Raw genomic sequence first — 26332 nt, 5'->3', positions numbered from 1 at the left:
CGTTCAGTTCGATGCACGGGGCATTTATCGTCGCCGTCCTTGCCTTGCGAAATCATGTCCGTCCAGGCGATCCCGCCGCTGGTGATTCAGGCTGGAGCGGGCTTTACTAAATGACAACAGTGAGCAGAAATGCTGTTGCACCTGATGCTTGCGGGGCGCGGTTGGAAGCATCGGGCTCTGCCCGCGGCCGGGTCTTGGTACAGGGCTTTTCGGAGCCCTGGCTGGATACCGGCCGGTTCCACCGGCAGCGCTGTCGCAGCGCTGGTCATTGCCAGTCCCGGGTCTTCCCCGCGCGCGTTCCGCGCATGCGGCCCGCTTGCTAAACTAGCCAGCTTGTTTGCCGGAAGTCCGTCATGATCGAAACAAATCCGATCCGCCAGCGCATCACCGATCTCAGCGATCGCGTGCTCTCGCTCAGGGGGTATCTTTGACTACGACGTCAAGAGAGAGCGCCTAGAAGAAGTCACCCGGGAGCTTGAAAATCCCGATGTGTGGAACGACGCCGAGCGCGCGCAGGCCCTGGGCCGCGAGCGTTCGATGCTGGAAAAGACCGTCATCGGCATCGCCGATGTGCTGGCCGGCCTGGCCGATGCCGGCGATCTGCTGGAGCTGGCCGAGAGCGAACAGGACGAAGACACCGCGGTGGCGGTGATCGCCGATCTGGACAAGTACCAGGCCCATGTCGAAAAGCTGGAATTCCAGCGCATGTTCTCCGGCCAGATGGACGGCGCCAACGCGTTCGTGGACATCCAGGCAGGCGCCGGCGGCACCGAGGCGCAGGACTGGGCCGAAATCCTGCTGCGCATGTATCTGCGCTGGGCCGAATCGCGCGGCTGGAAAACCGAGTTGATGGAAGTGTCCGGCGGCGAAGTCGCGGGGATCAAGTCGGCCACCATCCGTATCGAAGGCGAGTACGCCTACGGCTGGTTGAAGACCGAGATCGGCGTGCACCGGCTGGTGCGCAAGTCGCCGTTCGACTCGGACAACCGCCGGCATACCAGCTTCACCTCGGTGTTCGTGTCGCCGGAAGTGGACGACAACATCGAGATCGACATCAACCCGGCCGATCTGCGCACCGACGTGTATCGCTCCTCGGGTGCCGGTGGTCAGCACGTCAACAAGACCGAATCGGCGGTGCGTATCACCCACATCCCGACCAACACCGTGGTCGCCTGCCAGACCGGCCGCAGCCAGCACCAGAACCGCGACAACGCGATGAAGATGCTGGCCGCCAAGTTGTACGAGCTGGAAGTGCAGAAGCGCAATGTCGAGCGCGACGCACTGGAAGCCACCAAGTCCGACATCGGCTGGGGCAGCCAGATCCGCAATTACGTGCTCGATCAAAGCCGCATCAAGGATCTGCGCACCGGCATCGAACGCAGCGACACGCAAAAAGTGCTGGATGGCGATCTGGACGAATTCGTCCAGGCCAGCCTGAAGGCGGGTCTGGCGGCAGGCTCCAAACGCCTGGATGCTTGACCGCAGGGCGAGGTCGCAGCGGATGCGACGGCCTCGCACCACGCTAGCCACGCACCGAAGCGCCGGCTCGCGTTGTGGCAGCAGGACGAGCTCGGGCGGCTTACGCGCGACACCGTCAATGTAAGAGAGTCCGGCGCTGCCGGTCTCTCACTCCCTACCGGGCACGCGCCCGACCTATCGCAGACCGATTCCCGCCATGACCGAACAGACCCCCGCGCCGCAGATCCCCGCCGACGAGAACAGCCTCATCGCCGAGCGTCGCGCGAAACTGGGCGCGTTGCGCGGCCAGGGCATCGCCTACCCGAACGACTTCGTACGCGAGCACTTCGCCGGCGATCTGCAGGCCGAATTCGCCGATGCGCAGACCTGGAGCTCCGAAGCGCTGGAGGCCAGCGGGCGCACGGTCAAAATGGCAGGCCGCCTGATGGCCAAGCGGGTGATGGGCAAGGCCAGCTTTGCGCAGATCCAGGACGAATCCGGGCGCGTGCAGCTGTTCCTGCAGGGCAATGTGCTCGGCGATGCCTACACCGCGTTCAAGGGCTGGGATGTCGGCGACATCGTGGCGGTGGAGGGCGGGCTCACCCGCACCAAGACCGGCGAGCTGTCGGTCAAGGCTACCGCGTTGCGCCTGCTGACCAAGTCGCTGCGCCCGCTGCCGGACAAGTGGCACGGCCTGTCGGACGTGGAGCAGCGCTACCGCCAGCGTTACGTCGACCTGATCGTCACCCCGGAAGCGCGCGAGGTCTTCATCAAGCGCTCCAAGATCATCCGCGCCATGCGCGCCTGGCTGGACGCGCGCCGTTTCCTGGAAGTGGAAACGCCGATGATGCATTACATCCCCGGCGGTGCCACCGCCAAGCCGTTTACCACCCACCACAACGCGCTGGATCTGGATCTGTACCTGCGCGTGGCCCCGGAGCTGTATCTCAAGCGCCTGGTGGTCGGTGGCCTGGAGCGCGTCTACGAGATCAACCGCAATTTCCGCAACGAAGGCGTGTCGACCCGGCACAACCCCGAATTCACCATGCTCGAGCTCTACGAGGCCTATGCCACGTACCACGAGATCATGGACCTGACCGAGCAGGTCATCCGCGACACCGCGCAGACCGTGTTGGGCACCACCCAGGTCAGCTGGGACGGGGCCGACATCGATTTGGCGCCGGCTTTCCGGCGCTGGCGCATGGATGAGGCCGTTCGTCACCACAATCCGGAAATCAGCGCGGCCGATTGCACCGACCGCGCTGCGCTGCTGCGGCACTGCGAGCGCTTGAAGATCCGCGTCAAGCCGTCTTACGGCTGGGGCAAGCTGCTGCTGGAAATTTTCGAAGCCACGGTGGAACACACCCTGGTGCAGCCGACCTTCATTACCGACCATCCGGTCGAGGTGTCGCCGCTAGCGCGTGCCAGCGACACCGACCCGGGTTACACCGATCGCTTCGAGCTTTTCATCAATGGCAAGGAGCTGGCCAACGGCTTCTCCGAGCTCAATGACCCCGAAGACCAGGCCGCACGCTTCCAGGCGCAGGTGCAGGCCAAGGACGGCGGCGACGACGAAGCCATGCATTTCGACGCCGACTACATCCGTGCGTTGGAGTACGGGATGGCGCCGACCGGCGGCCTGGGCATCGGGATCGATCGTCTGGTGATGCTGCTGACCGGCAGCACCTCGATCCGCGACGTCCTGCTGTTCCCGTATATGCGTCCGGAAGCCTGATTTTTTGTGCCGTCGGTGCGCCGACGGCACAGATACTGCATATGCTAGGGCGGAGCCTCGAACAGCGTATCGTTCGGGGGAGTCGGCCAGCGGCCGGCGTCATCGCTTTTCCGTTCTCGAGATAGAGGAGCAACGGCTATGCAGGATGTTTTAGGGAGTCCGGGCGGCATGGTGTCGACGGATACATGGGGTAGCTGGGCGGAAAAGGCGGATCTGGGATTGAACATCGTCATTGTCGATGACCAGATGTCCGCGCGGACGATGCTGCGCCATGTCATCGAAGACATCGCGCCGGAACTGAAGGTCTACGATTTCGGCGATCCGCTCGACGCCCTGGCCTGGTGCGAAGCCGGGCGCGTGGATCTGTTGCTGCTCGATTACCGCATGCCCGGCATGGACGGTCTGGAATTCGCGCGTCGGCTACGTCGGCTGCCCAGTCACCGCGATATTCCGATCATCCTGATCACCATCGTCGGCGACGAACCGATTCGTCAGGCAGCACTGGAAGCCGGGGTGATCGATTTCCTGGTCAAGCCGATCCGCCCGCGCGAATTGCGCGCGCGCTGCTCCAATTTGCTGCAGCTGCGTCAGCAGAGCGAAAGCGTCAAGCAACGCGCGTTGTCGCTGGAACAACGCCTGCTGGCCAGCATGAACGAGGTCGAAGAGCGCGAACGCGAAACCTTGTCGCGGCTGGCGCGCGCCATCGAGTATCGCGATTCGGGCACCAGCGCATTCCTGGAGCGCATGTCGCACGTGGCCGGGCTGATTGCCGAGCAACTGGGCCTCTCGGAAGAAGAGGTGCGCATCATCGAGATGGCCGCACCGCTGCACGACATGGGCAAGATCGCCATTCCCGATGCGGTGCTGCTCAAGCCGGGCAAGCTCACCGACGACGAGATGAGCATCATGAAGCGCCATCCGCGCATCGGCTACGAGCTGCTCAGCGGCAGCCAGAACCGCTTCATCCAGGTCGGCGCGCTGATCGCGCTGCGTCACCACGAACGCTACGACGGCACCGGCTACCCGGACGGACTGGTGGGAGAGGCGATTCCGCTGGAAGCGCGCATCGTGGCGGTGGCCGACGTCTTCGACGCGCTGCTGTCGCAGCGCCCGTACAAGGAAGCCTGGACCATGGACGCTGCGCTGGCCTATCTGTACGCCCAACGTGGCCGCCTGTTCGACCCGCGCTGCGTGGATGCGTTGCTGCGTGGTCGCGCGCAGCTGGATCAGATCTGCGGCGAGTTCTCGACCGCATCGGCACGACCCGGGGTGTGAGGTGAGGTCGTCGCTTGGCCAGCTGCGTGACCGACTCGCTCGGCGTCCCGACAGCGAGCATGGCCAGGCGCTGGTGCGCATCGTGTTGATTCTGCTGATTCTGGTCTATGCGCTGACTTTCGCTCAGCAGTGGCAGGTCTCCAGGTACCAGCTGCAGCAGCTGTTCTGCCTGATCGCAATCGGTCAGGGGATCGCGCTGGTGCTCTTTGGCTGGATTGTTGCAGACCCACGGCGCTCGCATCTGCGTCGCACGCTAGGGATGCTGTCCGATTACGGCTTGATCGGGTTGGCGATGACCTGGATGGGGGCGCCGATGGCATTCTTGTATGTCGTGTTGCTTTGGTTAACGATCGGCAATGGGCTGCGGTTCGGGAGCGAGGCTCTGCACAACGCAGTGGCCATGGCCATGACCACGCTCAGCTTCGGCACAACGCTGGCCAACAGTAGCTATTGGCAGGGTCGGCTTGGCCTGGCGATCGCGCTGCTGGGTGCGTTGATCGTCATTCCTATGTCATTGTTGCGTACGCTGCGCGAGCACGACCAGGCGATCATTGAGACGCCGCCCGCTGCAGGTATCGACGCTGCGACGCAGTACGGAAGGATCCCAACCCCATCGACGCCAACGCGCGTCTGAGGCGTCTATGAAGTTTCCATTGCCATGGTTGAAGCAACGTCTGTCAGGACGGGCGGACACGGAGCACGCGCAAAATCTGGTCCGTATCATCATCACCACCCTGTTCATTTCTTACCTGGGCTGGCGCTACCAACATACGCATGGCGACACGCTGGTGGCCACTTGGTTGATCCTGGTGGGCGAGCTGGTGGTGTCGCTTGGCCTGATGGTGGCGATCCTGCTGCGACCGCAGGTGTCCCACACGCGGCGCCTGATCGGCATGCTGCTGGATTACACCTGCACCGGTGCCATCATGGCGATCCAGGGCGAGCCTGCCTCACCGTTGTATGCAGTGTGCATGTGGGTGACCATCGGCAACGGTCTGCGCTATGGCAGCAACTATCTGCGCGCCGCTACGGCAATGGGTAGCCTGTGTTTCCTCAGCGCCATCCTGATTTCACCCTATTGGAAAGCCAATCCATACCTGAGCTGGGGCTTGTTGCTGGGCCTGATCGCCGTGCCGCTGTACTTCGATTCGCTGCTGCGTGCGATGACACGGGCGGTGCGCGAGGCGCGGCATGCCAATCAGGCCAAGAGCCGTTTCCTGGCCAATATGAGCCACGAGTTCCGCACCCCCCTCAACGGGTTGTCGGGCATGACTGAAGTGCTGGCGACCACGCGTCTGGACGCCGAGCAGAAGGAATGCCTCAACACCATCCAGGCGTCGGCGCGCAGCCTGTTGTCGCTGGTGGAAGAGGTGCTGGACATCTCCGCGATCGAGGCCGGCAAGATCCGCATCGATCGCCGCGATTTTTCGCTGCGTGATCTGATCGGCTCGGTCAACATGATCCTGCAGCCGCAGGCGCGGGGCCGCGGACTGGATTACGGCACCGAAGTGGCTACCAATGTGCCGGACCTGCTCAAGGGCGACACCGGTCACTTGCGCCAGGTACTGCTCAACCTGCTCGGCAACGCGGTCAAGTTCACCGAGCACGGACATGTGTTGCTGCGGGTGACGCGCATTTCCGGCGCCGGCGAAGATGCGGTGCGGCTGCGCTTCGATGTCGAAGACAGCGGCATTGGCGTGCCGTTGGACATGCGCCCACGCCTGTTCGAAGCCTTCGAACAAGCCGACGTCGGCCTGTCGCGTCGCTACGAGGGCACCGGCCTGGGCACCACGATTGCCAAGGGCCTGGTCGAGGCGATGGGCGGGGCGATTGGCTTCAAGCCGAACCCGTCCGGCGGCAGCGTGTTCTGGTTCGAATTGCCGATGACCATTGGCGAGGTCGTGCAGACTGCGCCGGCCCGGGTGCAGGCCGGTGCGCTGGCGGACACGCCCGACGCGCTGGAAGCCTCCAACGTCATTGCATTCTCCAACCCGTTCCTGCGCCATCGCGCACGCGTGCGCAGCATGCGCATGTTGGTGGCCGACGACCATGAAGCCAATCGCATGGTGTTGCAGCGCCTGTTGGAAAAGGCCGGCCACCGCGCGCTGTGCGTCAACGGCGCCGAGCAGGTGCTGGATGCGATGGCCGAAGAGGATTTCGATGCGGTGATCGTGGATCTGCACATGCCTGGCATGAATGGCCTGGACATGCTCAAGCAGCTGCGCGTGATGCAAGCCAGCGGCACGCGTTACACCCCGGTGGTGGTGCTCAGCGCCGACGTCACGCCCGAGGCCATCCGCAGTTGCGAGCAGGCCGGCGCGCGTGCATTCCTGGCCAAGCCGGTGGTTGCCGCCAAGCTGCTGGACACGCTCGCCGATCTGGCGGTCAGCACACGCCCGCTGGCAATCCCGGCAACCAGCGTGCAGATTCCGGCAAACTTCGAAGGCGTGCTCGATTCCAGCGTGCTCGACGAGCTGGCCGCGCTGGGCATGGGCGAGGAATTCGAGCGTCAGTTCGTGCGCCAGTGTCTGGAAGATGCGCAGAACTGCGTGGGCGCGATCGAACGCGATGGCACGCGTTCGGATTGGGAGCAGCTACGCGAAAGCGCGCATGCGTTACGTGGTGTGGCCAGTAACCTGGGTCTGGCGCAGGTGGCCACCAACGGCGGTGAACTGATGCGCATGGCCGACTGGCAGTTGCAGGCAGAGTGGCGCAAGCGGCTGTCTGCGCTGCACGCACAATTGGCCGCCGGAAAGGATGCACTCGACGCACGCCTGCAAGGCGTCAAGGACGACGAGTGCTCCCCCCGTAGTAGCGAATAGACCACCGGCGCATCAGCCGGCGTCGAGCCCTGAGCGACGCGACTGCGCGCGCACCAGACGGTCCATGGTGCGCAGCGATTTTTCACCCAGCTGCATGGCCGTATCCACCCAGATCTCGGTGATGCGCATCATTTCCTCCAACGGCACGGCGGTGGTCATTTCGCGGACCTGCTGCATGGCCGCCCACGCATGCGGGGTGCGCTTGCTTTCGCGGATTACCTGTTCCACTGCCGCCACGCCCTGACCGCGCGGCACTACGCGATCGATCAGCCCCATGCCGAGCAGTTGTTCGGCCGAATACAGATTGCCTTCGAGCATGATCTTCTGCGCGAGCTGTGCGCTGACACGCTGGCACATGAAAGAGTAGGCGCCCATGCCCGGGAACAGGTCGAACAGCACTTCGGGCAGCCCCATCATCACGCCTTCCTCGGCAATGATGGTGTGGCAGCTCAGTGCTGCTTCGAAGCCGCCGCCGAGCGCGTTGCCCTGCACCAGCGCAATGCTGTGCGCACGCGCGCCCAGGCCGACGTGGAATGCATGCACGCCACGCACGCAGCGCTGCGCGTAATCCAGCAGGCGGGCGCGGTCGCCCTCGCGGATCAGCTGGCAGAACAGCGCCAGGTCGCCGCCGAGATTGAACACGTCGCTGTCCGAGGCCAGTACCACGTGCGGTGCCAGTACCCCGGCGGTGTTCAAGCGTTGCCCCAGGTTGGTCTGGTAGCCGGTGATGTCGTCGACCAGGCGCGTGGAGAAGCACGCACGCCCCGGATTGATGGCCAGGTCGGCATGCATATGGATCCAGTACACGTCACGCTGCGGTTCTTCGATGATGCGGAGGGTCGAGCCGATGTTGGTGCAAATGAAAGGTTGAACTGCAGACATGGTGGTTCTCCGTGAAGACCGTCCGGCCGGCCGCCTTGCGGACGGAGAAAGGGGTGAACGCCTAAGCATGCGCCGACACCGGATTCTATGCGTGCAAAAGCGAACGCCCGCAAGGCCTTGCGGCATTGCGGGCGTCGAGTGACGGCCGGATGGCCGTCGATCTGCGCTGGCGAGGTGGATTACTGCTTGGGCGCATCCCGCAATTCGCGACGCAGGATCTTGCCGACGTTGGTCTTGGGCAGTTCCTTGCGGAATTCGATCACGCGCGGCTGCTTGTAGCCGGTGAGGTTGGCGCGGCAATGCGCCTTCACATCGTCGGCGGTCAGGGCGGGGTCCTTCTTCACGATGACGGCCTTGACGATCTCGCCGGACTTCTCGTCCGGCACGCCCACTGCGGCCACTTCCAGCACGCCGGGCATTTCGGCGATCACGTCCTCGATCTCGTTCGGGTAGACGTTGAAGCCGGAGACCAGAATCATGTCCTTCTTGCGATCCACGATGTAGACGAAGCCGTGTTCGTCCATGCGGGCGATGTCGCCGGTATGTAGCCAGCCCTCGGCGTCCATGACCTTGGCGGTTTCTTCGGGTTTCTTCCAATAGCCCTTCATCACCTGCGGGCCCTGGATGCACAGCTCGCCGATCTCGCCCTGCGGCAGCACGGCGCCGGCGTCGTCCTTGATGCAGGCATCGGTGGACGGAATCGGCAGGCCGATCGAGCCGTTGTAGTCCTTCAGATCCATCGGGTTGATACAGGCAGCCGGCGAGGTCTCGGTCAGGCCGTAGGCCTCGACCAGGGTCAGGCCGGTGACCTTCTTCCAGCGTTCGGCGACCGAGCGTTGCACGGCCATGCCGCCGCCCAGGGTCATCTTGAGCGAGGAAAAATCGATCTGGTCGAAACCGGGCGTGTTGAGCAGGCCATTGAACAGTGTGTTGACGCCGGTAAATGCGGTAAAACGGGTCTTCTTCAACTCCTTGACGAAACCGGGCATGTCGCGCGGATTGCTGATGAGGTGATTGCAGCCGCCGATCTTCATGAAGACCAGCCCGTTGGCCGTCAGTGCGAAGATGTGATACAGCGGCAACGCGGTGATCACCACCTCGTTGCCTTCTTCCAGCTTGCCGGTGCCGGTGAGCCACTGGTGTGCCTGCTGCATGTTGGCGACCAGATTGCGGTGGGTCAGCATCGCGCCCTTGGCCACGCCGGTGGTGCCGCCGGTGTATTGCAGGAACGCGATGTCGTCCGGTTCGATCTGCAGGGTGGGCAGGGTGTGCTTACGGCCCAGCGCCAGCGCCTCGCGGAACCTGATCGCACCATTGATGCGGTATTCCGGCACCAGCTTCTTGACGTATTTGACGACGAAGTTGACCAGCGTCGCTTTCGGGAAGCCGAGCATGTCGCCCAGACCGGTGGTGATCACCTGCTTGACCGGCGTGTCGGCGATGACCTGCTGCACGGTGGTGCCGAAGTTGTCGATGACCACCAGCACGCTGGCGCCGGAGTCGATCAGCTGATGCTTCAACTCGCGCGGGGTGTAGAGCGGATTGACGTTCACCACGGTCAGGCCGGCACGCAGGATGCCGAAGGTGGCGATCGGGTACTGCAGGCAGTTGGGCATCATCAGGGCGACGCGGTCGCCTTTCTTCAACTGCAGCTCGCCCAGCAGGTAGGCGGCGAACTGGTCGACCAGTTCATCGGCTTGCCGGTAGGTGATGGTCTTGCCGAAGCTGTGATACGCAGGACGATCGGCAAAGCGCGCGACGGAGGTGGCGAATACCTCGGCCACCGTGCGGAACTGCTCCAGATCGATCTCGGCAGCTACGCCGGCCGGATAACTTTGCAACCAAGGACGTGCCTGATTCATCTGCCCCCCTCCAGGGTGTTCTTGACGCGCCGCAGTGTGTTCCACGGCGTTACAACAGCTGGCAGCATACCGTCATGACTGGAAAAGGCGAAGCGTGATGCAGAGCAGCATTCAAGTGCGCTGGCGTGAGTGGGGGATGGGGTTTTGCGTGCTGGCCTTGCTTGGGTGTACGCGTGCCGCGCCGGAACAGCGGCTACGCGCAACGCTGGAGCAGATGCACCAGGCGATCGAAGCACGCGAGATCGGCGACGCAATGGCGCCGGTGGCCGACGATTTCGTCGGCGAAAACGGGCTCGACGCGGCCGGCTTGCGGCGCCTGATGCAGCTGCAGATGCTGGGCAACCAACAGATCGGCGTGACCATGGGGCCGGTCGAAGTGGAACTGCGCGGCGAGACCGCCACGCTGCGTTTTACTGCGTTATTGACCGGCGGCAGCGGTCGCTGGGTACCCGATCAGGCGCAAACCTACCAGGTCACCACCGGTTGGCGATTGCGCGACGGCGACTGGCAGCTGTATCACGCGCAGTGGGCGCCGACAGGGGGCTGAACGCGTCTATCGGGAGCGCTGTGCGCATGCAGGGGTTGGCGCTGCCGGTAGCCGCGCCAACGCATGCTTGGCCCAGTCGCGCGTCCGGACGACATCACTCCGCGCCTGCGGCAACGCCGACGCGGTGGGCCTTGCGCGCAAGGAATGCGCATGCAGTGCGGCTCACCGCACGCTGTGCGCGATCACCCGACGGCTGCCCAGCATGTCGGGTCCGCCGCGATGCGCAATGGCCTGAAACGCCACTCCCGCCAAGCGGCGGGAGTGGCGTTGCATCGAGAGAGCGCACTGTGCGCTACGGTCAGGCGGCCTTGCGTGCGGCCAGCTGGCGCAACACGTATTGCAGCAGCCCGCCGTGCTTGAAGTACTCCACTTCCTTGGGCGTCAGCAGCAGCACCTTGACCTGGAACTGCTTGACGCTGCCGTCGGACTTTTTCGCATCTACGGTGGCACGGCGGCTGGCGCCGTCCTGCAGGCCGGTGATGTCGAGCACTTCCGAACCATCCAGGCCAAGCGTCTGGGCGTTCTCGTTTTCCAGGAACTGCAATGGCAGCACGCCCATGCCGACCAGGTTGGAGCGATGGATGCGCTCGAAGCTCTCGGCGATCACTGCCTTGACCCCGAGCAGGTTGGTGCCCTTGGCCGCCCAGTCGCGCGAGGAGCCGGTGCCGTATTCCTTGCCGGCCAGCACCACCAGCGGCACGCCGTCGGCCTTGTACTTCACTGCCGCATCGTAGATCGCCAGCTTTTCCGGCCGGCCACCATCGGTGGGGTAGTACAGCGTGTTGCCGCCTTCTTCGCCGCCGAACATCAGGTTCTTGATGCGGATATTGGCGAAGGTGCCGCGCACCATCACATCGTCGTTGCCGCGGCGGCTGCCGTAGCTATTGAAGTCGGCCGGCTGCACGCCACGTTCCTGCAGGAAGCGACCCGCCGGCGAATCCTTCTTGATGTTGCCGGCCGGGGAGATGTGGTCGGTGGTGATCGAGTCGCCGAACAGACCCATGATGCGCGCGCCATGCACATCGTCGACGTGGCCCACCTGCATGGTCATGCCGTCGAAGTAGGGCGGGTTCTTGATGTAGGTCGAGGCTTCGTCCCACTCGTACAGTGCGCCGTCGGGTGAAGCGATGGTGTTCCAGCGCGTGTCGCCCTTGAACACGTCGGCGTAGTTCTGCTTGAACATCTCCGGGCCGACGGTGGCAGCGATGGTGTCGCCGATTTCCTTGTTGCTCGGCCAGATGTCGCGCAGATACACCGGCTGCCCGTCGCTGCCGGTGCCCAGCGGCTCGGTGGTGAGATTGATATCGGTGGTGCCGGCGATCGCGTAGGCCACCACCAGCGGGGGCGAGGCCAGGTAATTCATTTTGACTTCGGGATGCACGCGGCCTTCGAAGTTGCGGTTGCCCGACAACACCGAGGCCACCACCAGATCGTCCTTGGCGATCGCTGCGGACACATCTTCCGGCAGCGGGCCGGAGTTGCCGATGCAGGTGGTGCAGCCATAGCCGACCACGTAGAAGCCGAGTGTTTCCAGATCGGCGAGCACGCCGGCCTTGCTCAGATAATCGGTGACCACGCGCGAGCCAGGCCCAAGCGAAGTCTTCACCCACGGCTGTGCCTTCAAGCCCTTGGCTGCTGCGTTACGTGCCAGCAGGCCGGCACCCAGCATCACTGCCGGGTTGGAAGTGTTGGTGCAGGAGGTAATCGCGGCGATGACCACCGAGCCGTCGCGCAGTTGCCAACCGGCGCCGCTGTCGTTGGACGCTTCGGCGTGCGAGGCCTTGGCGCCGACAGCGGTGCCGCCACCGCCTTCGTTCTTCAGGCGGTCTTCCTGCTTGAGATCGGTCAGCTTCTTGCTGCGCGCCTCGGCGAACGGCTTGAGGCTTTCGCGGTAGTTGGCCTGCATGTCTTGCAGCAGCACGCGGTCCTGCGGGCGCTTGGGGCCAGCCAGCGACGGCTTGACCTCGCCCATGTCCAGTTCCAGCGTGGCGCTGTACTGGGCGGGCGGGGTGTTGGCGTCGTGCCACAAGCCTTGCGCCTTGGCATAGGCTTCCACCAGCGCAATCTGCTCCTCGCTGCGGCCGGACAGGCGTAGATAGGTCAGCGATTCATCGTCGACCGGGAAGATGCCGCAGGTGGCGCCGTATTCCGGTGCCATATTGCCGATGGTGGCGCGGTCGGCCAGCGGCAGGTGCTGCAGGCCTTCGCCGTAGAACTCGACAAATTTGCCCACCACCCCGGCCTTGCGCAGCATCTGGGTGACGGTGAGCACCAGGTCGGTGGCGGTGGCGCCTTCGGGCAGCTTGCCGCTGAGCTTGAAGCCAACCACTTGCGGAATCAGCATCGACGACGGCTGGCCCAGCATTGCGGCCTCGGCCTCGATGCCGCCCACGCCCCAGCCCAGCACGCCGATGCCATTGATCATGGTGGTGTGGCTGTCGGTGCCGAACACGGTGTCGGGATAGGCGATCCGGGTGCCGTCCTTGTCCGCGCTCATCACCACACGCGCGAGATTTTCCAGATTGACCTGATGGACGATGCCGGTATTGGGCGGCACCACCTTGAAGTTTTCGAAGGCTTTCTGGCCCCAGCGCAGGAAGCCATAGCGTTCCTGGTTGCGCTGGAATTCGATCTTGCCGTTGAGGTCGAGCGCGTCGGGCTTGCCGAACACGTCCACCTGCACGGAGTGGTCGATGACCAGTTCGGAGGGAATCTGCGGGTTGATCTGGTCGGCGTTGCCGCCCAGCTTGACCACCGCGTCGCGCATTGCGGCCAGGTCGACCACGCAGGGCACGCCGGTGAAGTCCTGCAGCACCACGCGCGCGGGCATGAAGGCGATTTCGATATCGGGTTCCGCCTTGGGGTCCCACTTGGCGACGGCTTCGATATGGTCCTTGCCGACGGTCACACCGCCGTCTTCGTGCCGGAGCAAATTCTCCAGCAGGATCTTCATCGAGTAGGGCAGGTGGCCGATGTCGAAGCGCTCGCCCAGCTTCGGCAGGCTGTAGTACTCGTAGCGTTTGCCGTGGACCTCAAGCGAGGTGCGAGTGGAAAAGGAATCGCTCATGCGTCACTCCTATGGCGTCGAAGGCTTTAGGTAGGCGCCCATTCTGAGCGATTCAGTGTGTACGCACGGTGTGTCCGAAGCGATCTGCCAACTTGAGTACGACAGCGCAAGTACGTATGATATACGCATACTTTCTGGAGCATGCTCATGGAAGCCACCGTTGCCGAACGCGGACAGATCACCCTGCCCAAGGCCGTGCGCGACGCCCTGGGCCTGACCAAGGGCACCACGCTGAAGATCGAGCTCGACGGCGGGCGCATCATCCTGCGCAAGGACGTCAGCGAGGCGCTGCGCAAGGTGCGCGGCAAATTCAAGCTGGTCGATGGCCTGACCAGCACCGACGAGGCCATGCGCGCCATCCGTGGCCGCGCCCCCGGGGACCCGTTCGACCCATGATCGCCCTGGATTCCTCGGTGCTGCTCGATATTTTGATCGGCGACCCGGTCTACGGCGAGGTGTCGGAGATCTGCATCGGCGATGCGCTGGCGCGCGACGAGGTCGTGGTCTGCGATGCGGTGGTGGCCGAAGTGCTGGCCATGCTCGACACCCAGGTCGACCTGATGGAAACCCTGGCCTCGATCGGGGTGCGTTACGAAGCCACCCAGGAAGCGGCGGCGGTGCGCGCCGGCCACATGAACAAGCGGTTTCGCGCGCGCGGCGGCAAACGCGAGCGGGTGGTGGCGGATTTTTTGATCGGCGCCCACGCGATGCTCCAGTGCGACGGCTTGATTACCCGCGACGAGGGGTTTTTCCGCGATTACTTCAAGGGTTTGAAGATCACCGTGCCCAAACCTGTTGCCTGATCCACGTCTTCTGATTCACGTCTGACGTTTTTACACATTCACTGCTGTCCTTTTGGAGAACCCGCATGTTGGAAGCCTACCGCCACCACGTTGCAGAGCGCGCCGCGCTCGGTATCCCGCCGCTGCCGCTGACCGCGCAGCAGACCGCCGAAGTCATCGAGCTGTTGAAGGCACCGCCGGCGGGCGAAGATGAGTTCCTGGTCGAACTGCTCAGCCAGCGCGTGCCGGCCGGCGTCGACGACGCCGCCAAGGTCAAGGCCTCGTACCTGGCCGCGGTTGCCTTCGGCACCGAAAAAACTGCGCTGATCAGCCCCACGCGCGCCACCGAGCTGCTCGGCACCATGCTGGGCGGCTACAACATCCAGCCGTTGATCGACCTGCTGGACAACGCCGAGCTGGGCGCCACTGCCGCCGAAGCGCTCAAGCACACCTTGCTGGTGTTCGACGCCTTCCACGACGTGCAGGAAAAGGCCGAAGCCGGCAACGCGCACGCCAAGGCCGTGCTGCAAAGCTGGGCCGATGCCGAGTGGTTCACCAGCAAGCCGGAAGTGCCGCAGAGCATGACCGTCACCGTGTTCAAGGTGCCGGGCGAGACCAACACCGACGACCTGTCGCCGGCGCCGGATGCGACCACCCGCCCGGACATCCCGCTGCACGCGCTCGCCATGCTGAAGAATGCGCGCGAAGGCGCGGCGTTCGTGCCAGAAGAAGACGGCAAGCGCGGCCCGATCCAGGCCATTGCCGACCTCAAGGACAAGGGCCATCTGGTCGCCTATGTGGGCGATGTGGTCGGTACCGGTTCTTCGCGCAAGTCGGCGACCAACTCGGTGCTGTGGTGGACCGGCGAGGACATTCCGTTCATTCCGAACAAGCGCTTCGGCGGCGTGTGCCTGGGTAGCAAGATCGCCCCGATCTTCTACAACACCATGGAAGACGCCGGCGCATTGCCGATCGAGCTGGACGTGTCGCAGATGGAGCACGGCGATGTGGTCGAGCTGCGTCCGTATGACGGCAAGGCATTGAAGAACGGCCAGGTGATTGCCGAGTTCGCGATGAAGTCGGACGTGCTGTTCGACGAAGTACGCGCCGGTGGCCGCATTCCGCTGATCGTGGGCCGTGGCCTCACCGCCAAGGCGCGCGAATTCCTGGGCCTGCCGGCGTCGGACCTGTTCCGTCTGCCGATGGACCCGCCGGACACCGGCAAGGGCTTCTCGCTGGCGCAGAAGATGGTCGGCCGCGCCTGTGGCCTGCCGGAAGGCCAGGGCATGCGCCCGGGCACCTATTGCGAACCGAAGATGACCTCGGTGGGCTCGCAGGACACCACCGGCCCGATGACCCGCGACGAGCTGAAGGACCTGGCCTGCCTGGGCTTCTCGGCCGACCTGGTGATGCAGTCGTTCTGCCACACCGCCGCCTACCCGAAGCCGGTGGACGTCAAGACCCACCACACGCTGCCGGAATTCATCTCCACCCGCGGCGGCGTGTCGCTGCGTCCGGGCGACGGCGTGATCCACAGCTGGCTCAACCGCATGCTGCTGCCTGACACCGTCGGCACCGGCGGCGATTCGCATACCCGTTTCCCGATCGGTATTTCGTTCCCGGCCGGCTCCGGCCTGGTGGCGTTTGCCGCCGCCACCGGGGTGATGCCGCTGGACATGCCCGAGAGCGTGCTGGTGCGCTTCAAGGGTGAGATGCAGCCGGGCGTGACCCTGCGCGACCTGGTCAACGCCATCCCGCTGTACGCGATCAAGGACGGTCTGCTGACCGTGGCCAAGCAGGGCAAGAAGAACATCTTCTCCGGCCGCATCCTGGAAATCGAAGGCTTGCCGAACCTGAAGGTGGAGCAGGCATTCGAACTGTCCGATGCCTCGGCCGAGCGTTCGGCGGCCGGTTGCACCGTGCACCTGGACAAGGCGCCGATCATCGAATACCTGACCAGCAACATCACCCTGCTGCGCTGGATGATTGCCGAAGGCTATGCCGATGCGCGCACCCTGGGCCGCCGCATCAAGAAGATGGAAGAGTGGCTGGCCGACCCGCAGCTGCTGCAGCCCGATGCCGATGCCGAATACGCCGCAGTCATCGAGATCGATCTGGCCGATATCCATGAGCCGATCGTGGCGTGCCCGAACGACCCGGACGACGTCAAGACGCTGTCCGAAGTGGCCGGGGCCAAGATCGACGAAGTGTTCATCGGTTCGTGCATGACCAACATCGGTCACTTCCGTGCCGCCGCCAAGTTGCTGGAAGGCAAGCGCGATATCCCGACCCGGTTGTGGGTGGCACCGCCCACCAAGATGGACGCCTCCGAGCTCACCAAGGAAGGCCATTACGGCACCTTCGGCGCGGCCGGCGCACGCATGGAAATGCCCGGCTGCTCGCTGTGCATGGGCAACCAGGCGCAGGCTCGCGAGGGCGCCACGGTGTTCTCCACCTCCACGCGTAACTTCCCCAACCGTCTGGGCCGCAACACCAATGTGTACCTGGGGTCGGCGGAACTGGCGGCGATCTGCTCGCGTCTGGGTCGCATCCCGACCAAGGAGGAGTACATGGCCGATGTGGGCGTGATCAAGACCAGTGGCGACCAGATCTACCGCTACATGAACTTCGATCAGATCCAGGAATATCAGGACGTGGCGGATACCGTCGCGGCCTGATTCCAGTCGCTGGTTTGTGTTGTCCCGAACTGCCCGGCACTGCCGGGCAGTTCGCTTTTCGGGAGATGGCTTCGTATTGTCGTCCCGATCCCAGGGGTTAAAGCAACTATCAGCTGACTGAGTTGCGGCATTGCAACAAAAATCCGAGGCGCGCAGGTCTAGAGTTTCACCGATCCACCACTCCACGTTTAATGCCCATGCCCACTTGCACGATCTCTGGTCAAACGCTGCACTACACACAACACGGCCAAGGTTTTCCCGTCTTGCTTGGCCACAGTTATCTCTGGGACGCTGCGATGTGGGAGCCGCAGATCCAGGCCTTGTCGCAACAGTACCGGGTCATCGTTCCCGAACTCTGGGGGCATGGGCAATCGGGCGCGTTGCCGGCAGGCACGCAGTCGCTGGGCGATCTCGCCGAGCAGATGCTGACGCTGCTGGATGGGTTGGAATTGCCGCAATGCGCAGTGGTCGGCCTGTCGGTGGGTGGCATGTGGGGTGCGGAGCTTGCAATGCGTGCGCCGGAGCGCGTGCGTAGCCTGGTATTGATGGACACGTTTCTGGGTGCCGAACCGCAGGTCACCCGCGCGCGGTACTTCGGGTTGCTCGATGCGATCGATGCGGCAGGGCAGGTGACCCCGGCGTTGGTCGAGGCGATCGTGCCGATCTTTTTCCGTTCCGGTATCGATCTGCATTCGGCGTTGCCGGCAGCGTTCGCGCAGCGTCTGGCGGCGATGTCGGCCGAGCAGCTGCGTGCGTCGATCGTGCCGCTGGGCCGTTTGATCTTCGGGCGCGACGATCGGCTCGAAAACTTGGCTGCGCTCAATCCTGCAAACACGTTTTTGCTCGGCGGCGAATACGACATTCCGCGTCCGCCGGAAGAGTTGTGGATGATGGCCAAGGTGATCGGCTGCGACTACGAACTGGTGCCCGACGCCGGGCATATCGCATCGCTGGAGAATCCGGCGTTCGTCAATGCGCAATTGCTGGGGTGGTTGAAGCGGACGGTGCAGTGATTGAGGGGAAGTTGCGGTGATGCTTGAGTAATTGACGGTCGCGCGGCTCTTCCTTCTCCCATTGGGAGAAGGTGGCGCGAAGCGCCGGATGAGGGTACGGGTGACTCCAGTACCACCAGCCGCCCGGGCGGCAATCCGCTAAGGCTGCGCGCCCAACCAGGCTTCCAGTGCTACAGCCGGCAGTGGGCGAGAGAACAGATAGCCCTGCAGCACTTCGCACCCCAGGTCGGCGAGAAACAACCGCTGCGCTTCGTTTTCCACGCCTTCGGCGACCACGTGCTTGCGTAGGTGCTCGCCGATGCGCAGCACCGAGGTGGTGAGCGCGCGCGCGTCTTCGCTGTGTTCGATGTCGCGCACGAAGCTCATGTCCAGTTTGAGTTCGTCGATCGGCAGGCGATGCAGATGGCTCAGGCTGGAATAGCCGGTGCCGAAATCGTCCAGCGACAGCGAAATACCGGCTTCGCGAATGGCGTGCAGGTTTTCGAGCACGCCCGCTTGCCCGGAGAGCATCACGCTCTCGGTCAGTTCCAGGGTCAGGTCGGAGGGTTGCACACCGGTGTCGGCAATCAGTCGCAGCAGGTCGGGCAGCATGCGCGGGCTTTCGAAGCCGCTGGCCGACAGATTCACCGAGACGCGCGCCACCGGTACGCCGCGCTGGCGCCAGTCGGCGATCTGCCGGCAGGCACTGCGCAATACCCAGTCGTTGATCTGCGGCATCATGCCTTGCTCTTCGGCCACAGGCAGAAACCGCGCCGGCGACACCGCGCCGAGTTGCGGGTGATTCCAGCGCAGCAGCGCTTCCACGCCATACAGCGCGTGCGGTGCGGCGCTATGCATCTGCGGTTGATAATGCAGTTGCAACTGATCGCGGCCGATGGCCTGACGCAGCTCCGCTTCCAGCGCAACGCGCTCCTGCGCCATGCGATTCATGTCGGAGCTGAAAAAGCGGAAACGCCCGCCGCCTTCCTGCTTGGCGCGGTTCATTGCCAGATCGGCGTGGCGCAACAGGATGTTGATCTCGCGGCCGTCCTCGGGAAACATCGCCACGCCGATGCTGGCCGACGGATGCACGGTCATGTGGCCGACCGGCAGCGGGCCGGCGATGCTGACCAGCAGACGCTCGGCCGCGGCGCTGGCCTGCTCTGCGCTGCATTGCGGCAGCGCGAGTGCGAATTCGTCGCCGGCCAGGCGCGCCAGCATCGCAGTGGCGGTGAGCTGGTCGTTGATGCGCAATGCGATGTCGCGCAACAGGCCATCGCCTGCAGCGTGACCCTGGCTATCGTTGATGAGCTTGAAGCGGTCGATGTTGATGAACATCAACGCGGCCGGTTCGCCGGCGTATTCGGCCTGCGTCAGTGCTTGCTCGGCACGCGCGCTGAACATGATGCGATTCGGCAGACCGGTGAGCGTGTCGTAGAAGGCCAGTTGATGCACGCGTTGGCGGATCTGTTCGCGTTCCAGCGCCAGCGTGCACAACTGTTGGCACAGATCGGTGAGCCGCACATGCCAGGCATCGGCACGTTGCGGCTTGCGGTAATACAGCGCGAAGGTGCCGAGCACGCGCGAGCTATTGGAGCGGATCGGCGTGCTCCAGCAGGCGTGCAAGCCCATGGGCAGCAGCAGGTCGCGATACGCTGCGAACAGCGGGTCGGTGGTGATGTCTTCCACCATCACCGCGCGACCGCGCCATGCAGCGGTGCCGCAGGCGCCGGCGCCCGGGCCGATCTTCAAGCCGTTGACCGCATCGGCATAGTCGGGCGGCAGGCTGGGCGCTGCCAGCGAGTGCAGGCAGCCTTGATTGTCCGCGCTCATCACCGTGGCCAGCACGTCCGGTGCGATGCGTTCGACCTCGGTGCAGATCAGCGTCATCACTTCGATCAGCGGGCGCTCCTGCACCAGCGCTTCCAGCACGCGATGCTGCAGTACCTCGTGCATCTTGGTGTCGGTGATGTCGGTCAGCACCGCCACGTAATGCGAGGGATTGTGCCTGGCGTCGTAGATCGGATTGAAGTTGAGCGAAATCCAGAGCGGCGTGCCGTCCTTGCGATAGACCAGTAGGTCGGCCCGGGTCTGCTGCAACGCATCGGCGCGGTCGCGGATGCGCGCAACTTCGCTCTGGTCGCTTTGTGCGCGGGTCAGCACGTCGGAGGGACGCTGACCGACCAGCTCGGCTTCGGTGTAGCCGAACATGCGCTGGAAGCCGTCGTTGGCATACAACAGGCGCGATTGCAGATCGCAGATGAGGATGGCGCTGCTGCTGCCATCCAGCGCTTCGGCAAGCAGGCGCGAACGGCGCTGCTCGGGCTGCTCGCCGGCCTTGGCCATGCCGGCGGTGATCGGGCCGTGCCTGATCGCAGCGGTGCCGATGGCGTCGGTGTGTGGCGGCTGTGGGGTCGCCAGCGCGCGGTCTGCCGCCGCATCCAGGGCAACGCCGACTGAGCTACCCGGGGTGCCGGGCTGCTCGGTTGGGTCAGTCGGATGTGGGGGAGGGGCGGTCATGCGGGATCAGCGCGCCTGCGCCGACAGCGCGATCAAGCGCTCGGCCACGCGGTCCAGCGGCACCACTTCCTGCGCGGCACCGAGCTTGTAGGCGGCGCCGGGCATGCCCCAGACCACGCTGCTGGCTTCGTCCTGCACCAGGGTGGGCGCACCGGCCTGCAGCATTTCCAGCAGGCCGCGTGCGCCGTCGTCGCCCATGCCGGTGAGGATGGCGCCGACCGCGTTCGGGCCGGCGTTGGCGGCAACCGAGCGAAACAGCACGTCCACCGCAGGCTTGTGGCGATTGACCGGCGGGCCGTCATCGATACGGCAGCGCCAGCGCGCACCGTCGCGGATGATGCGCAGATGCTGGCCGCCCGGCGGCAGATAGGCGTGGCCGGGCAGGATCGCTTCGCCATCGCTGGCTTCGCGCACCGACATGGCCGAGTGACGATTGAGGCGCTCGGCAAAGGCGGTGCTGAAGCTGGCGGGCAGATGCTGGGTCATCACCACCGCCGGTGCATCGGCGGGCATGTGTTCCAGCACCACGCGCAGCGCTTCGGTGCCGCCGGCCGAGGCGCCGATGGCGATCAGACGGTCGGTGGTGCGAAAGCGCAGTGCGCTGCCCGGCACCGGTGCGGACTGCATGTCCAGGGTGACCTTGGGCGCGCTCGGGCGATTGAGTGCGCTGACCTTGGCCCTGGCAGCCATCTTGACCTTGCTGACGATCTCTTCGGCATAACCTTCCAGCCCACGGGCGACGTCGATCTTGGGCTTGGACACGAAGTCCACCGCGCCCAGCGACAGGGCCTGCAAGGTGGTGTCGGCACCGCGCTCGGTCAGCGATGAAATCATCACCACCGGGGTGGGGCGCAGGCGCATCAGGTTTTCCAGAAACACCAGGCCGTCCATACGCGGCATTTCCACGTCCAGCGTGATCACGTCCGGATTGAGGCGTTTGATCTTTTCGCGCGCCAGGATCGGGTCGGCAGCCGAGCCGATCACTTCGATGCCGGGGTCGCGCGACAGGATTTCGGTGAGCATCTGACGCACCACTGCCGAGTCGTCGACGATGAGTACGCGTACAGGGGTTTCCAGCGTCATTCGAACAACTCCACTCCACCGGTAACCGGTGCTTTGGACAGACGGGCGCGCACGGCCGATTCGGTGGCGGCGACTTCGGCTTCGTGTGCATGCGGCAGACGCTGCACAACGACGCGGCCGGTCGTCGCGAAGAACCACACCTTGCGCGGATGGATGCCGCACAGATCTTCGGCAATGATGGGAATGTGTTCGGCCTGCAGGTACTGGCGCACGAACTCGGCGTTGCGCGTGCCCACCGGGTTGCTGGTGAAGCCCTTGAGCACGTTGGCGCCACCGAACACCTTGGCTTCGATGCGTTTGCGATGCGCGCCGCGCTTGAGCATGTCGTTGATCAGCAACTCCATCGCATAACTGCCGTAGCGTGCGGGTGCGCCGTCGCCGACCTGGCCTTCCGGCAACAGAAAGTGGTTCATGCCGCCGATCTTGAGCACTGGGTCGCGCAGGCAGGCCGCAACGCACGATCCCAAGGTGGTCGTCAACGCGGTGTCGTCGTCCACCACCAGATACTGGGTGGGCAGCAGTTTGGCGGCGATGGTCTGGAACCGCGAATCGCGGTAACGCATGACATCGTCGACTTGCACGGCCGTACTCATGCAGAGGCTCCTGCGCGCGGTGCGCGCCGATACAGCGTGCGCCCGCACGGCTGGATCAGGTCGGCCGCGTGCAGGTAGTTCTCCGAGTGGCCGGTATAGAGCAGGCCGTCGTCGCCCATGTGGCTGACCAGGCGCGAGAGGATGCCGCGCTGGGTGGGCTTGTCGAAATAGATCATCACGTTGCGGCAGAACAGCGCCGCATACGGGCCGCCGACGTCGTAGCGCGGTGTCAGCAGGTTCAACTGCTTGTATTCGATGAGCTGGCGCAGCGCCGGAATGACCCGGCATTTGCCCTCGTTGGGGCCGCTGCCGCGCTGGAAATACTTGCGCTTGATCGCCGCATCCAGCGAGGCGACGCGGTCGATGGCGTAGACGCCGCGCGAGGCGGTTTCCAGCACCTGGGTGTCGACATCGGTGGCAACGATGCTCACCGGTGGGGTCAGCGTGCCGAAGGCTTCGCAGGCAGTGATGGCGATGGAGTAGGGCTCCTCACCGGTGGATGCAGCGCACGACCAGATCTTCAGCGGTGCCTGCGAGGCGCGTTTTTGCAGTTCTTCGCGCAGCTTGTCGAAATGGTGCGGCTCGCGGAAGAACGAGGTCAGGTTGGTGGTCAGCGCGTTGGTGAACGCCTGCCATTCTTCTTCGTCGTTGCCGGCTTCGAGTTGGTCGATGTACTCGCGGAACGAGCGCAGACCGAGCGCGCGCAGACGACGCGACAGGCGGCCATACACCATGTCGCGCTTGGCCGGAGCCAGGGAGATGCCGACACGCTGGTAGATCAAATCGCAGACGCGCTTGAAGTCGCGGTCGCCGAAATCAAATTCGCGTGTGTCTGAAGCGGAAGTCGTGGTCGTCATATCCATACGCGTCGTGAGCTATAACTGGATATCGGCCACGGAGCCGCGCAACTGAAGCGCCAATACGTGGATTGCACGCGGTTGTGCTCGGTAGGCCGTGTGAGTTGGCCGGGCTGCGCGTTTTTCGGGCGCTGCGAGCTGGAAGCCGCAAGCCGCAAGTCGTGCAATCCGCGGCAGCGGGCGCGCAGTGGTCAGCGCAGATGCACACCCCAGATGCACAACGCCCCGGCAGTGCCGGGGCGTTGTGGGTGAGGCGGTGGATCAGAACTCTTGCCAGTTACCGTCGGCCAGCGCGGCCTGGGTTTGGCCGGGCCGCGACCCGCTTGCCGCTGCGCGTGCTGCCGGCTTGGCAGGGCTTTTCACTGCAACCGGGCGCGAGGCGATCGGGCGGATCCGTGCGGTCTGCGCCACATGCGCGGCGGTGTCGTCCAGCTTGAACACCGATACCGCTTCGGCCAGATGCCCGGCCTGCTCTTCCATCGAGCGGGCGGCGGCGGTGGCTTCTTCCACCAGCGCAGCATTCTGCTGGGTGGTTTCGTCCATCTGGGTGATGGTCTGATTGACCTGCTCGATGCCGGCCGACTGCTCCTGCGAAGCGGCAGAAATCTCGCCCATGATGTCGGTGACGCGCTGCACGCTGGCGACGATGTCGGCCATGGTGGCGCCGGCCTTGCGCACCAGCGCCGAGCCTTCGGCCACCTTGTGCACGGAGTCGTCGATCAAACCCTTGATCTCCTTGGCCGCACCGGCCGAACGCTGTGCGAGCGTGCGCACTTCGGAAGCGACCACCGCAAAGCCGCGGCCCTGTTCGCCGGCACGTGCCGCTTCCACTGCGGCGTTCAGCGCCAGGATGTTGGTCTGGAACGCGATGCCGTCGATGACGGCGATGATGTCGGCGATCTTCTTGGACGAGGCTTCGATGCCGGACATGGTGGTGACCACCTGCGAGACCACCTCGCCACCCTGCGAGGCCACACCGGTGGCGCCGATGGCCAGTTGATTGGCCTGACGCGCGCTTTCGGCGTTCTGTTTGACGGTGGAGGTGAGCTCTTCCATCGAGGCAGCGGTTTCTTCCAGGTTGGCGGCCTGCTGTTCGGTGCGGTGCGACAGGTCGCTATTGCCCGAGGCGATTTCGCCAGCCGCCGAGTTGATGGCGGTGGAGGAGACCTTGATGCGCCCGACGATGTCGGCCAGCTGCTCGGCGGTGGCATTGGCATCGTCACGCATCTGCGCAAACACGCCGCTGAACTCGCCATGCATGCGCACGGTCAGGTCACCACGCGAGAGCGCCGAGAGCAGCGAGGAAATCTGCTCCAGGCTGGCGGCGTTGGCATCCAGCAAGCCGTTGAGCTGCTGCGCCAGTTGCAGGAAGAAGCCGTGCTTGCCGTCGGTTTCCACGCGGCCGCTCATGTCGCCGCTGGCAGCGGCGCGCACGATGCGGGCGACTTCTTCTTCGACCTGCACTTCGATGGTGCGATCGCGCCATTCGCAGACTTCGCCGGTGCTCTCGCCCTGCTCGTTCTTGATGACGGTGACGGTCTGCATCATCACGAACTCGCCGTAGCGCTCTTCGAAGTTAGTGATGCCATCGCGTTCCAACGCAGCAATTGCCTTGCGCACGGTCGCCTCGGGCAGGCCGAGATAACTGATGTGCTGGCCGATGATCTGGCCGGCTTCAAAATCCGACGATGCCAGACGGATGCTGCCTTGGTAGTGCGCGACGAGCTTGGTGAACGCTTCGTTGGCGTAGATGATGGTGCGATCGGTATCGGTAATGAAGGTGGCGGTGGAGGACTTGTCCAGCGCGGTGCGGATGCGCAGGTTTTCGTCGGCAATCTTCTGGTCGCGTTCGATGCGCTCCCTCAGATCGCGCTGCATGCGCTGCATGGAGCGCATCAGTTCGCCCACTTCGTCCTGGCCTTGCACATTGATCTGGCCATCCAGCTTGCCGCCGGCGATTTCGGTGGCAGTCGAGACCGCGCCGCGCATGTTCTTGACGATGGAACGGGCGAACAGAAACGCCAGACCCAGGCCACCGACGATGCCGATCAGCAGCACCATCACGGTCAGCGAAACGGAAGTGGCGTGGACTGTCTCGGCCTTGCTCTTTGCAGCCTGCGCCAACAGATTGTCTTCGGCGATCAACGCGGCCAGCGAATCCTGGGCCTTGCTGTGCAGGGTGCGGGTCTCGCCAACGAAGGTGTCGATGGCATCGTCGGGCAGATTCAGCTCGATCATTTCACTGACGCTGGCGTAGGAGGCCGATGCCTTCTTCCAGTCCGCCACGAAGACGTCGAACAACTTCTTCTGCCGCGGGGTTTCGATCAGGCGGGGATAGCCTTTGATCGTCGTTTCGATTTCGCCGTTGAGCTTCTTGGCGTGGACTTTGGCGTCCTGCTTGACCGCATCACTGGCGCGCACCAGATTTTGATAAGACGCATTCCTATATTCGCCCAGCATGCCGCGCAGATCGCCGGCCTCGCGCACGCTGGACATGGTGTTGCCGGCAAGGTCGCGGGTGACGTTATTGAGCGAGGCCAGGCCCGAATACGCGATGATTCCCTGCAACAGCATGATCAGCAGCACGATGGCGAACGCCAGCATCAGACGCGGCATCAGTTTCAGATTATTGATCCATTGCATTGACACGATTCCCCCGTGAAAGTCAGTCCGCATAATCCAGACAGCACATCGCCACGCATGGGCGTGGCGATGTGCGATGCGATTACTTGATGGTGGCGAGCTTCAGGCCGGCCGGGGAGCTGACTTCGATTTCGGCACGCGAACTGTCGCGCTGGATCTTGCCGAGGACGCAGACGTCCTTCCCTTCGAGCGATTCCGGGGCGAAGCTGAACTTGCCGCGGTTGGCGCCGTCGATGCGCGCCGAGAAGGTGTGGCGCGGGAACATGCCGCCCATGTACAGGAAGGTGGGTTCGCCTTCCGAGCTCTGCGCGTACTTGGCCTTTTCGACCTTGCCGCACACCATACCGTCCTTGCCGACGAAGCGGGTGGCCATCTCCGGCGGAATCATTTCCTGCGACTGAGCCGACAGCGTGGGAGCGACGATCACGAGAGCAGCGACGGGGAGGAGCGAGAGCAGGAACTTCATAGGGATTCTCCAGAATCAAAAGTCGAACGGTGACCCGCTTGTGTGGATGCGGGCTTCTATTCAGCTATCG

Annotated in this window: 19 protein-coding genes; 10 read left to right on the top strand and 9 right to left on the bottom strand. The window is 64.1% G+C overall.

Annotation, left to right across the window (positions count from 1 at the left end):
* The first annotated feature begins 353 nt into the window (after positions 1–353).
* The 5 genes from prfB (at position 354) to A7D16_RS19870 (ending at position 7290) form a co-directional block, all read left to right on the top strand.
* Positions 354–1479 (top strand): peptide chain release factor 2 gene (prfB, locus tag A7D16_RS19890; protein WP_116905497.1). Its coding sequence is split into 2 segments (ribosomal slippage): positions 354–428 and positions 430–1479, totalling 1125 coding nucleotides; the frame shifts between segments, so codons are not numbered across the junction.
* A 196-nt stretch (positions 1480–1675) separates the two neighbouring features.
* On the top strand, positions 1676–3193 hold the full coding sequence (gene lysS, locus A7D16_RS19885; RefSeq protein WP_064634945.1) for a lysine--tRNA ligase: 1518 nt from the start codon (positions 1676–1678) through the stop codon (positions 3191–3193).
* A gap of 138 nt (positions 3194–3331) precedes the next feature.
* The gene (locus A7D16_RS19880) at positions 3332–4468 is read left to right on the top strand and encodes an HD-GYP domain-containing protein (protein WP_064634944.1); all 1137 of its coding nucleotides are present in this window, start codon (positions 3332–3334) and stop codon (positions 4466–4468) included.
* Between the two features lies 1 nt (position 4469).
* The gene (locus A7D16_RS19875; protein WP_064634943.1) at positions 4470–5102 is read left to right on the top strand and encodes a hypothetical protein; all 633 of its coding nucleotides are present in this window, start codon (positions 4470–4472) and stop codon (positions 5100–5102) included.
* A 7-nt stretch (positions 5103–5109) separates the two neighbouring features.
* On the top strand, positions 5110–7290 hold the full coding sequence (locus A7D16_RS19870; RefSeq protein WP_064634942.1) for an ATP-binding protein: 2181 nt from the start codon (positions 5110–5112) through the stop codon (positions 7288–7290).
* Between the two features lie 12 nt (positions 7291–7302).
* Here A7D16_RS19870 and A7D16_RS19865 read toward each other — a convergent pair whose 3' ends face one another.
* Both A7D16_RS19865 and A7D16_RS19860 read right to left on the bottom strand, forming a co-directional pair.
* On the bottom strand, positions 7303–8172 hold the full coding sequence (locus A7D16_RS19865) for a crotonase/enoyl-CoA hydratase family protein (protein WP_064634941.1): 870 nt from the start codon (positions 8170–8172) through the stop codon (positions 7303–7305).
* 179 nt (positions 8173–8351) lie between these two features.
* The gene (locus A7D16_RS19860; RefSeq protein ID WP_064634940.1) at positions 8352–10034 is read right to left on the bottom strand and encodes a long-chain fatty acid--CoA ligase; all 1683 of its coding nucleotides are present in this window, start codon (positions 10032–10034) and stop codon (positions 8352–8354) included.
* A 97-nt stretch (positions 10035–10131) separates the two neighbouring features.
* On the opposite strand from A7D16_RS19860, the gene A7D16_RS19855 reads away from it, so the two are divergent.
* Complete coding sequence (locus A7D16_RS19855; protein WP_064634939.1) at positions 10132–10581, top strand: Cif family virulence factor; 450 nt, start codon at positions 10132–10134, stop codon at positions 10579–10581.
* A gap of 298 nt (positions 10582–10879) precedes the next feature.
* Here the strand turns inward: A7D16_RS19855 and acnA are convergent, their stop codons facing one another.
* On the bottom strand, positions 10880–13648 hold the full coding sequence (gene acnA / locus A7D16_RS19850) for an aconitate hydratase AcnA (protein WP_064634938.1): 2769 nt from the start codon (positions 13646–13648) through the stop codon (positions 10880–10882).
* Positions 13649–13795: 147 nt separating this feature from the next.
* Between acnA and A7D16_RS19845 the strand changes: the two genes are divergently transcribed.
* The 4 genes from A7D16_RS19845 to A7D16_RS19830 all read left to right on the top strand — a co-directional run bounded on the left by A7D16_RS19845 (position 13796) and on the right by A7D16_RS19830 (position 18121).
* On the top strand, positions 13796–14044 hold the full coding sequence (locus tag A7D16_RS19845) for an AbrB/MazE/SpoVT family DNA-binding domain-containing protein (protein ID WP_016903180.1): 249 nt from the start codon (positions 13796–13798) through the stop codon (positions 14042–14044).
* Positions 14041–14451: a type II toxin-antitoxin system VapC family toxin gene (locus A7D16_RS19840; protein ID WP_011259444.1), complete on the top strand. Its 411-nt coding sequence runs from the start codon at positions 14041–14043 to the stop codon at positions 14449–14451. The genes A7D16_RS19845 and A7D16_RS19840 overlap by 4 nt, the downstream gene beginning before the upstream one ends.
* A 65-nt stretch (positions 14452–14516) precedes the next feature.
* On the top strand, positions 14517–17108 hold the full coding sequence (acnB, locus tag A7D16_RS19835) for a bifunctional aconitate hydratase 2/2-methylisocitrate dehydratase (protein WP_064634937.1): 2592 nt from the start codon (positions 14517–14519) through the stop codon (positions 17106–17108).
* A gap of 197 nt (positions 17109–17305) precedes the next feature.
* Positions 17306–18121, top strand: coding sequence for an alpha/beta fold hydrolase (locus A7D16_RS19830; RefSeq protein ID WP_064634936.1), 816 nt, complete (start codon positions 17306–17308; stop codon positions 18119–18121).
* Between the two features lie 138 nt (positions 18122–18259).
* Here A7D16_RS19830 and A7D16_RS19825 read toward each other — a convergent pair whose 3' ends face one another.
* The 6 genes from A7D16_RS19825 to A7D16_RS19800 all read right to left on the bottom strand — a co-directional run bounded on the left by A7D16_RS19825 (position 18260) and on the right by A7D16_RS19800 (position 26262).
* A complete protein-coding gene (locus tag A7D16_RS19825; protein ID WP_064635000.1) occupies positions 18260–20545 on the bottom strand; it encodes a sensor domain-containing protein in 2286 nt (761 codons plus the stop codon).
* A gap of 81 nt (positions 20546–20626) precedes the next feature.
* On the bottom strand, positions 20627–21703 hold the full coding sequence (locus A7D16_RS19820; RefSeq protein WP_064634935.1) for a protein-glutamate methylesterase/protein-glutamine glutaminase: 1077 nt from the start codon (positions 21701–21703) through the stop codon (positions 20627–20629).
* Positions 21700–22296, bottom strand: coding sequence for a chemoreceptor glutamine deamidase CheD (gene cheD / locus A7D16_RS19815; RefSeq protein WP_042822251.1), 597 nt, complete (start codon positions 22294–22296; stop codon positions 21700–21702). The genes A7D16_RS19820 and cheD overlap by 4 nt, the downstream gene beginning before the upstream one ends.
* A complete protein-coding gene (locus A7D16_RS19810) occupies positions 22293–23159 on the bottom strand; it encodes a CheR family methyltransferase (RefSeq protein ID WP_064634934.1) in 867 nt (288 codons plus the stop codon). Before A7D16_RS19810 ends, cheD begins: the two co-directional genes overlap by 4 nt.
* A gap of 255 nt (positions 23160–23414) precedes the next feature.
* Positions 23415–25796, bottom strand: a complete 2382-nt coding sequence (locus A7D16_RS19805) for a methyl-accepting chemotaxis protein (RefSeq protein WP_064634933.1) — start codon at positions 25794–25796, stop codon at positions 23415–23417.
* Positions 25797–25878: 82 nt separating this feature from the next.
* Positions 25879–26262 carry a hypothetical protein gene (locus A7D16_RS19800; RefSeq protein ID WP_039408161.1) on the bottom strand — a complete coding sequence of 128 codons (384 nt, stop codon included), beginning with the start codon at positions 26260–26262 and terminating at the stop codon, positions 25879–25881.
* Positions 26263–26332 lie beyond the last annotated feature (70 nt).

Source organism: Xanthomonas nasturtii (assembly GCF_001660815.1).
GTDB lineage: Bacteria > Pseudomonadota > Gammaproteobacteria > Xanthomonadales > Xanthomonadaceae > Xanthomonas > Xanthomonas nasturtii.
Note: the sequence above shows the minus strand (reverse complement) of the source record. Positions and strands in the feature narration are given on the sequence as shown.

Coding starts and splice junctions, on each gene's coding strand:
- lysS (WP_064634945.1), top strand. CDS start 1,676: ATGACCGAACAGACCCCCGCGCCGCAGATCCCCGCCGACGAGAACAGC.
- A7D16_RS19880 (WP_064634944.1), top strand. CDS start 3,332: ATGCAGGATGTTTTAGGGAGTCCGGGCGGCATGGTGTCGACGGATACA.
- A7D16_RS19870 (WP_064634942.1), top strand. CDS start 5,110: ATGAAGTTTCCATTGCCATGGTTGAAGCAACGTCTGTCAGGACGGGCG.
- A7D16_RS19865 (WP_064634941.1), bottom strand. CDS start 8,172: ATGTCTGCAGTTCAACCTTTCATTTGCACCAACATCGGCTCGACCCTC.
- A7D16_RS19860 (WP_064634940.1), bottom strand. CDS start 10,034: ATGAATCAGGCACGTCCTTGGTTGCAAAGTTATCCGGCCGGCGTAGCT.
- A7D16_RS19855 (WP_064634939.1), top strand. CDS start 10,132: ATGCAGAGCAGCATTCAAGTGCGCTGGCGTGAGTGGGGGATGGGGTTT.
- acnA (WP_064634938.1), bottom strand. CDS start 13,648: ATGAGCGATTCCTTTTCCACTCGCACCTCGCTTGAGGTCCACGGCAAA.
- A7D16_RS19845 (WP_016903180.1), top strand. CDS start 13,796: ATGGAAGCCACCGTTGCCGAACGCGGACAGATCACCCTGCCCAAGGCC.
- A7D16_RS19840 (WP_011259444.1), top strand. CDS start 14,041: ATGATCGCCCTGGATTCCTCGGTGCTGCTCGATATTTTGATCGGCGAC.
- acnB (WP_064634937.1), top strand. CDS start 14,517: ATGTTGGAAGCCTACCGCCACCACGTTGCAGAGCGCGCCGCGCTCGGT.
- A7D16_RS19830 (WP_064634936.1), top strand. CDS start 17,306: ATGCCCACTTGCACGATCTCTGGTCAAACGCTGCACTACACACAACAC.
- A7D16_RS19820 (WP_064634935.1), bottom strand. CDS start 21,703: ATGACGCTGGAAACCCCTGTACGCGTACTCATCGTCGACGACTCGGCA.
- cheD (WP_042822251.1), bottom strand. CDS start 22,296: ATGAGTACGGCCGTGCAAGTCGACGATGTCATGCGTTACCGCGATTCG.
- A7D16_RS19810 (WP_064634934.1), bottom strand. CDS start 23,159: ATGGATATGACGACCACGACTTCCGCTTCAGACACACGCGAATTTGAT.
- A7D16_RS19805 (WP_064634933.1), bottom strand. CDS start 25,796: ATGCAATGGATCAATAATCTGAAACTGATGCCGCGTCTGATGCTGGCG.
- A7D16_RS19800 (WP_039408161.1), bottom strand. CDS start 26,262: ATGAAGTTCCTGCTCTCGCTCCTCCCCGTCGCTGCTCTCGTGATCGTC.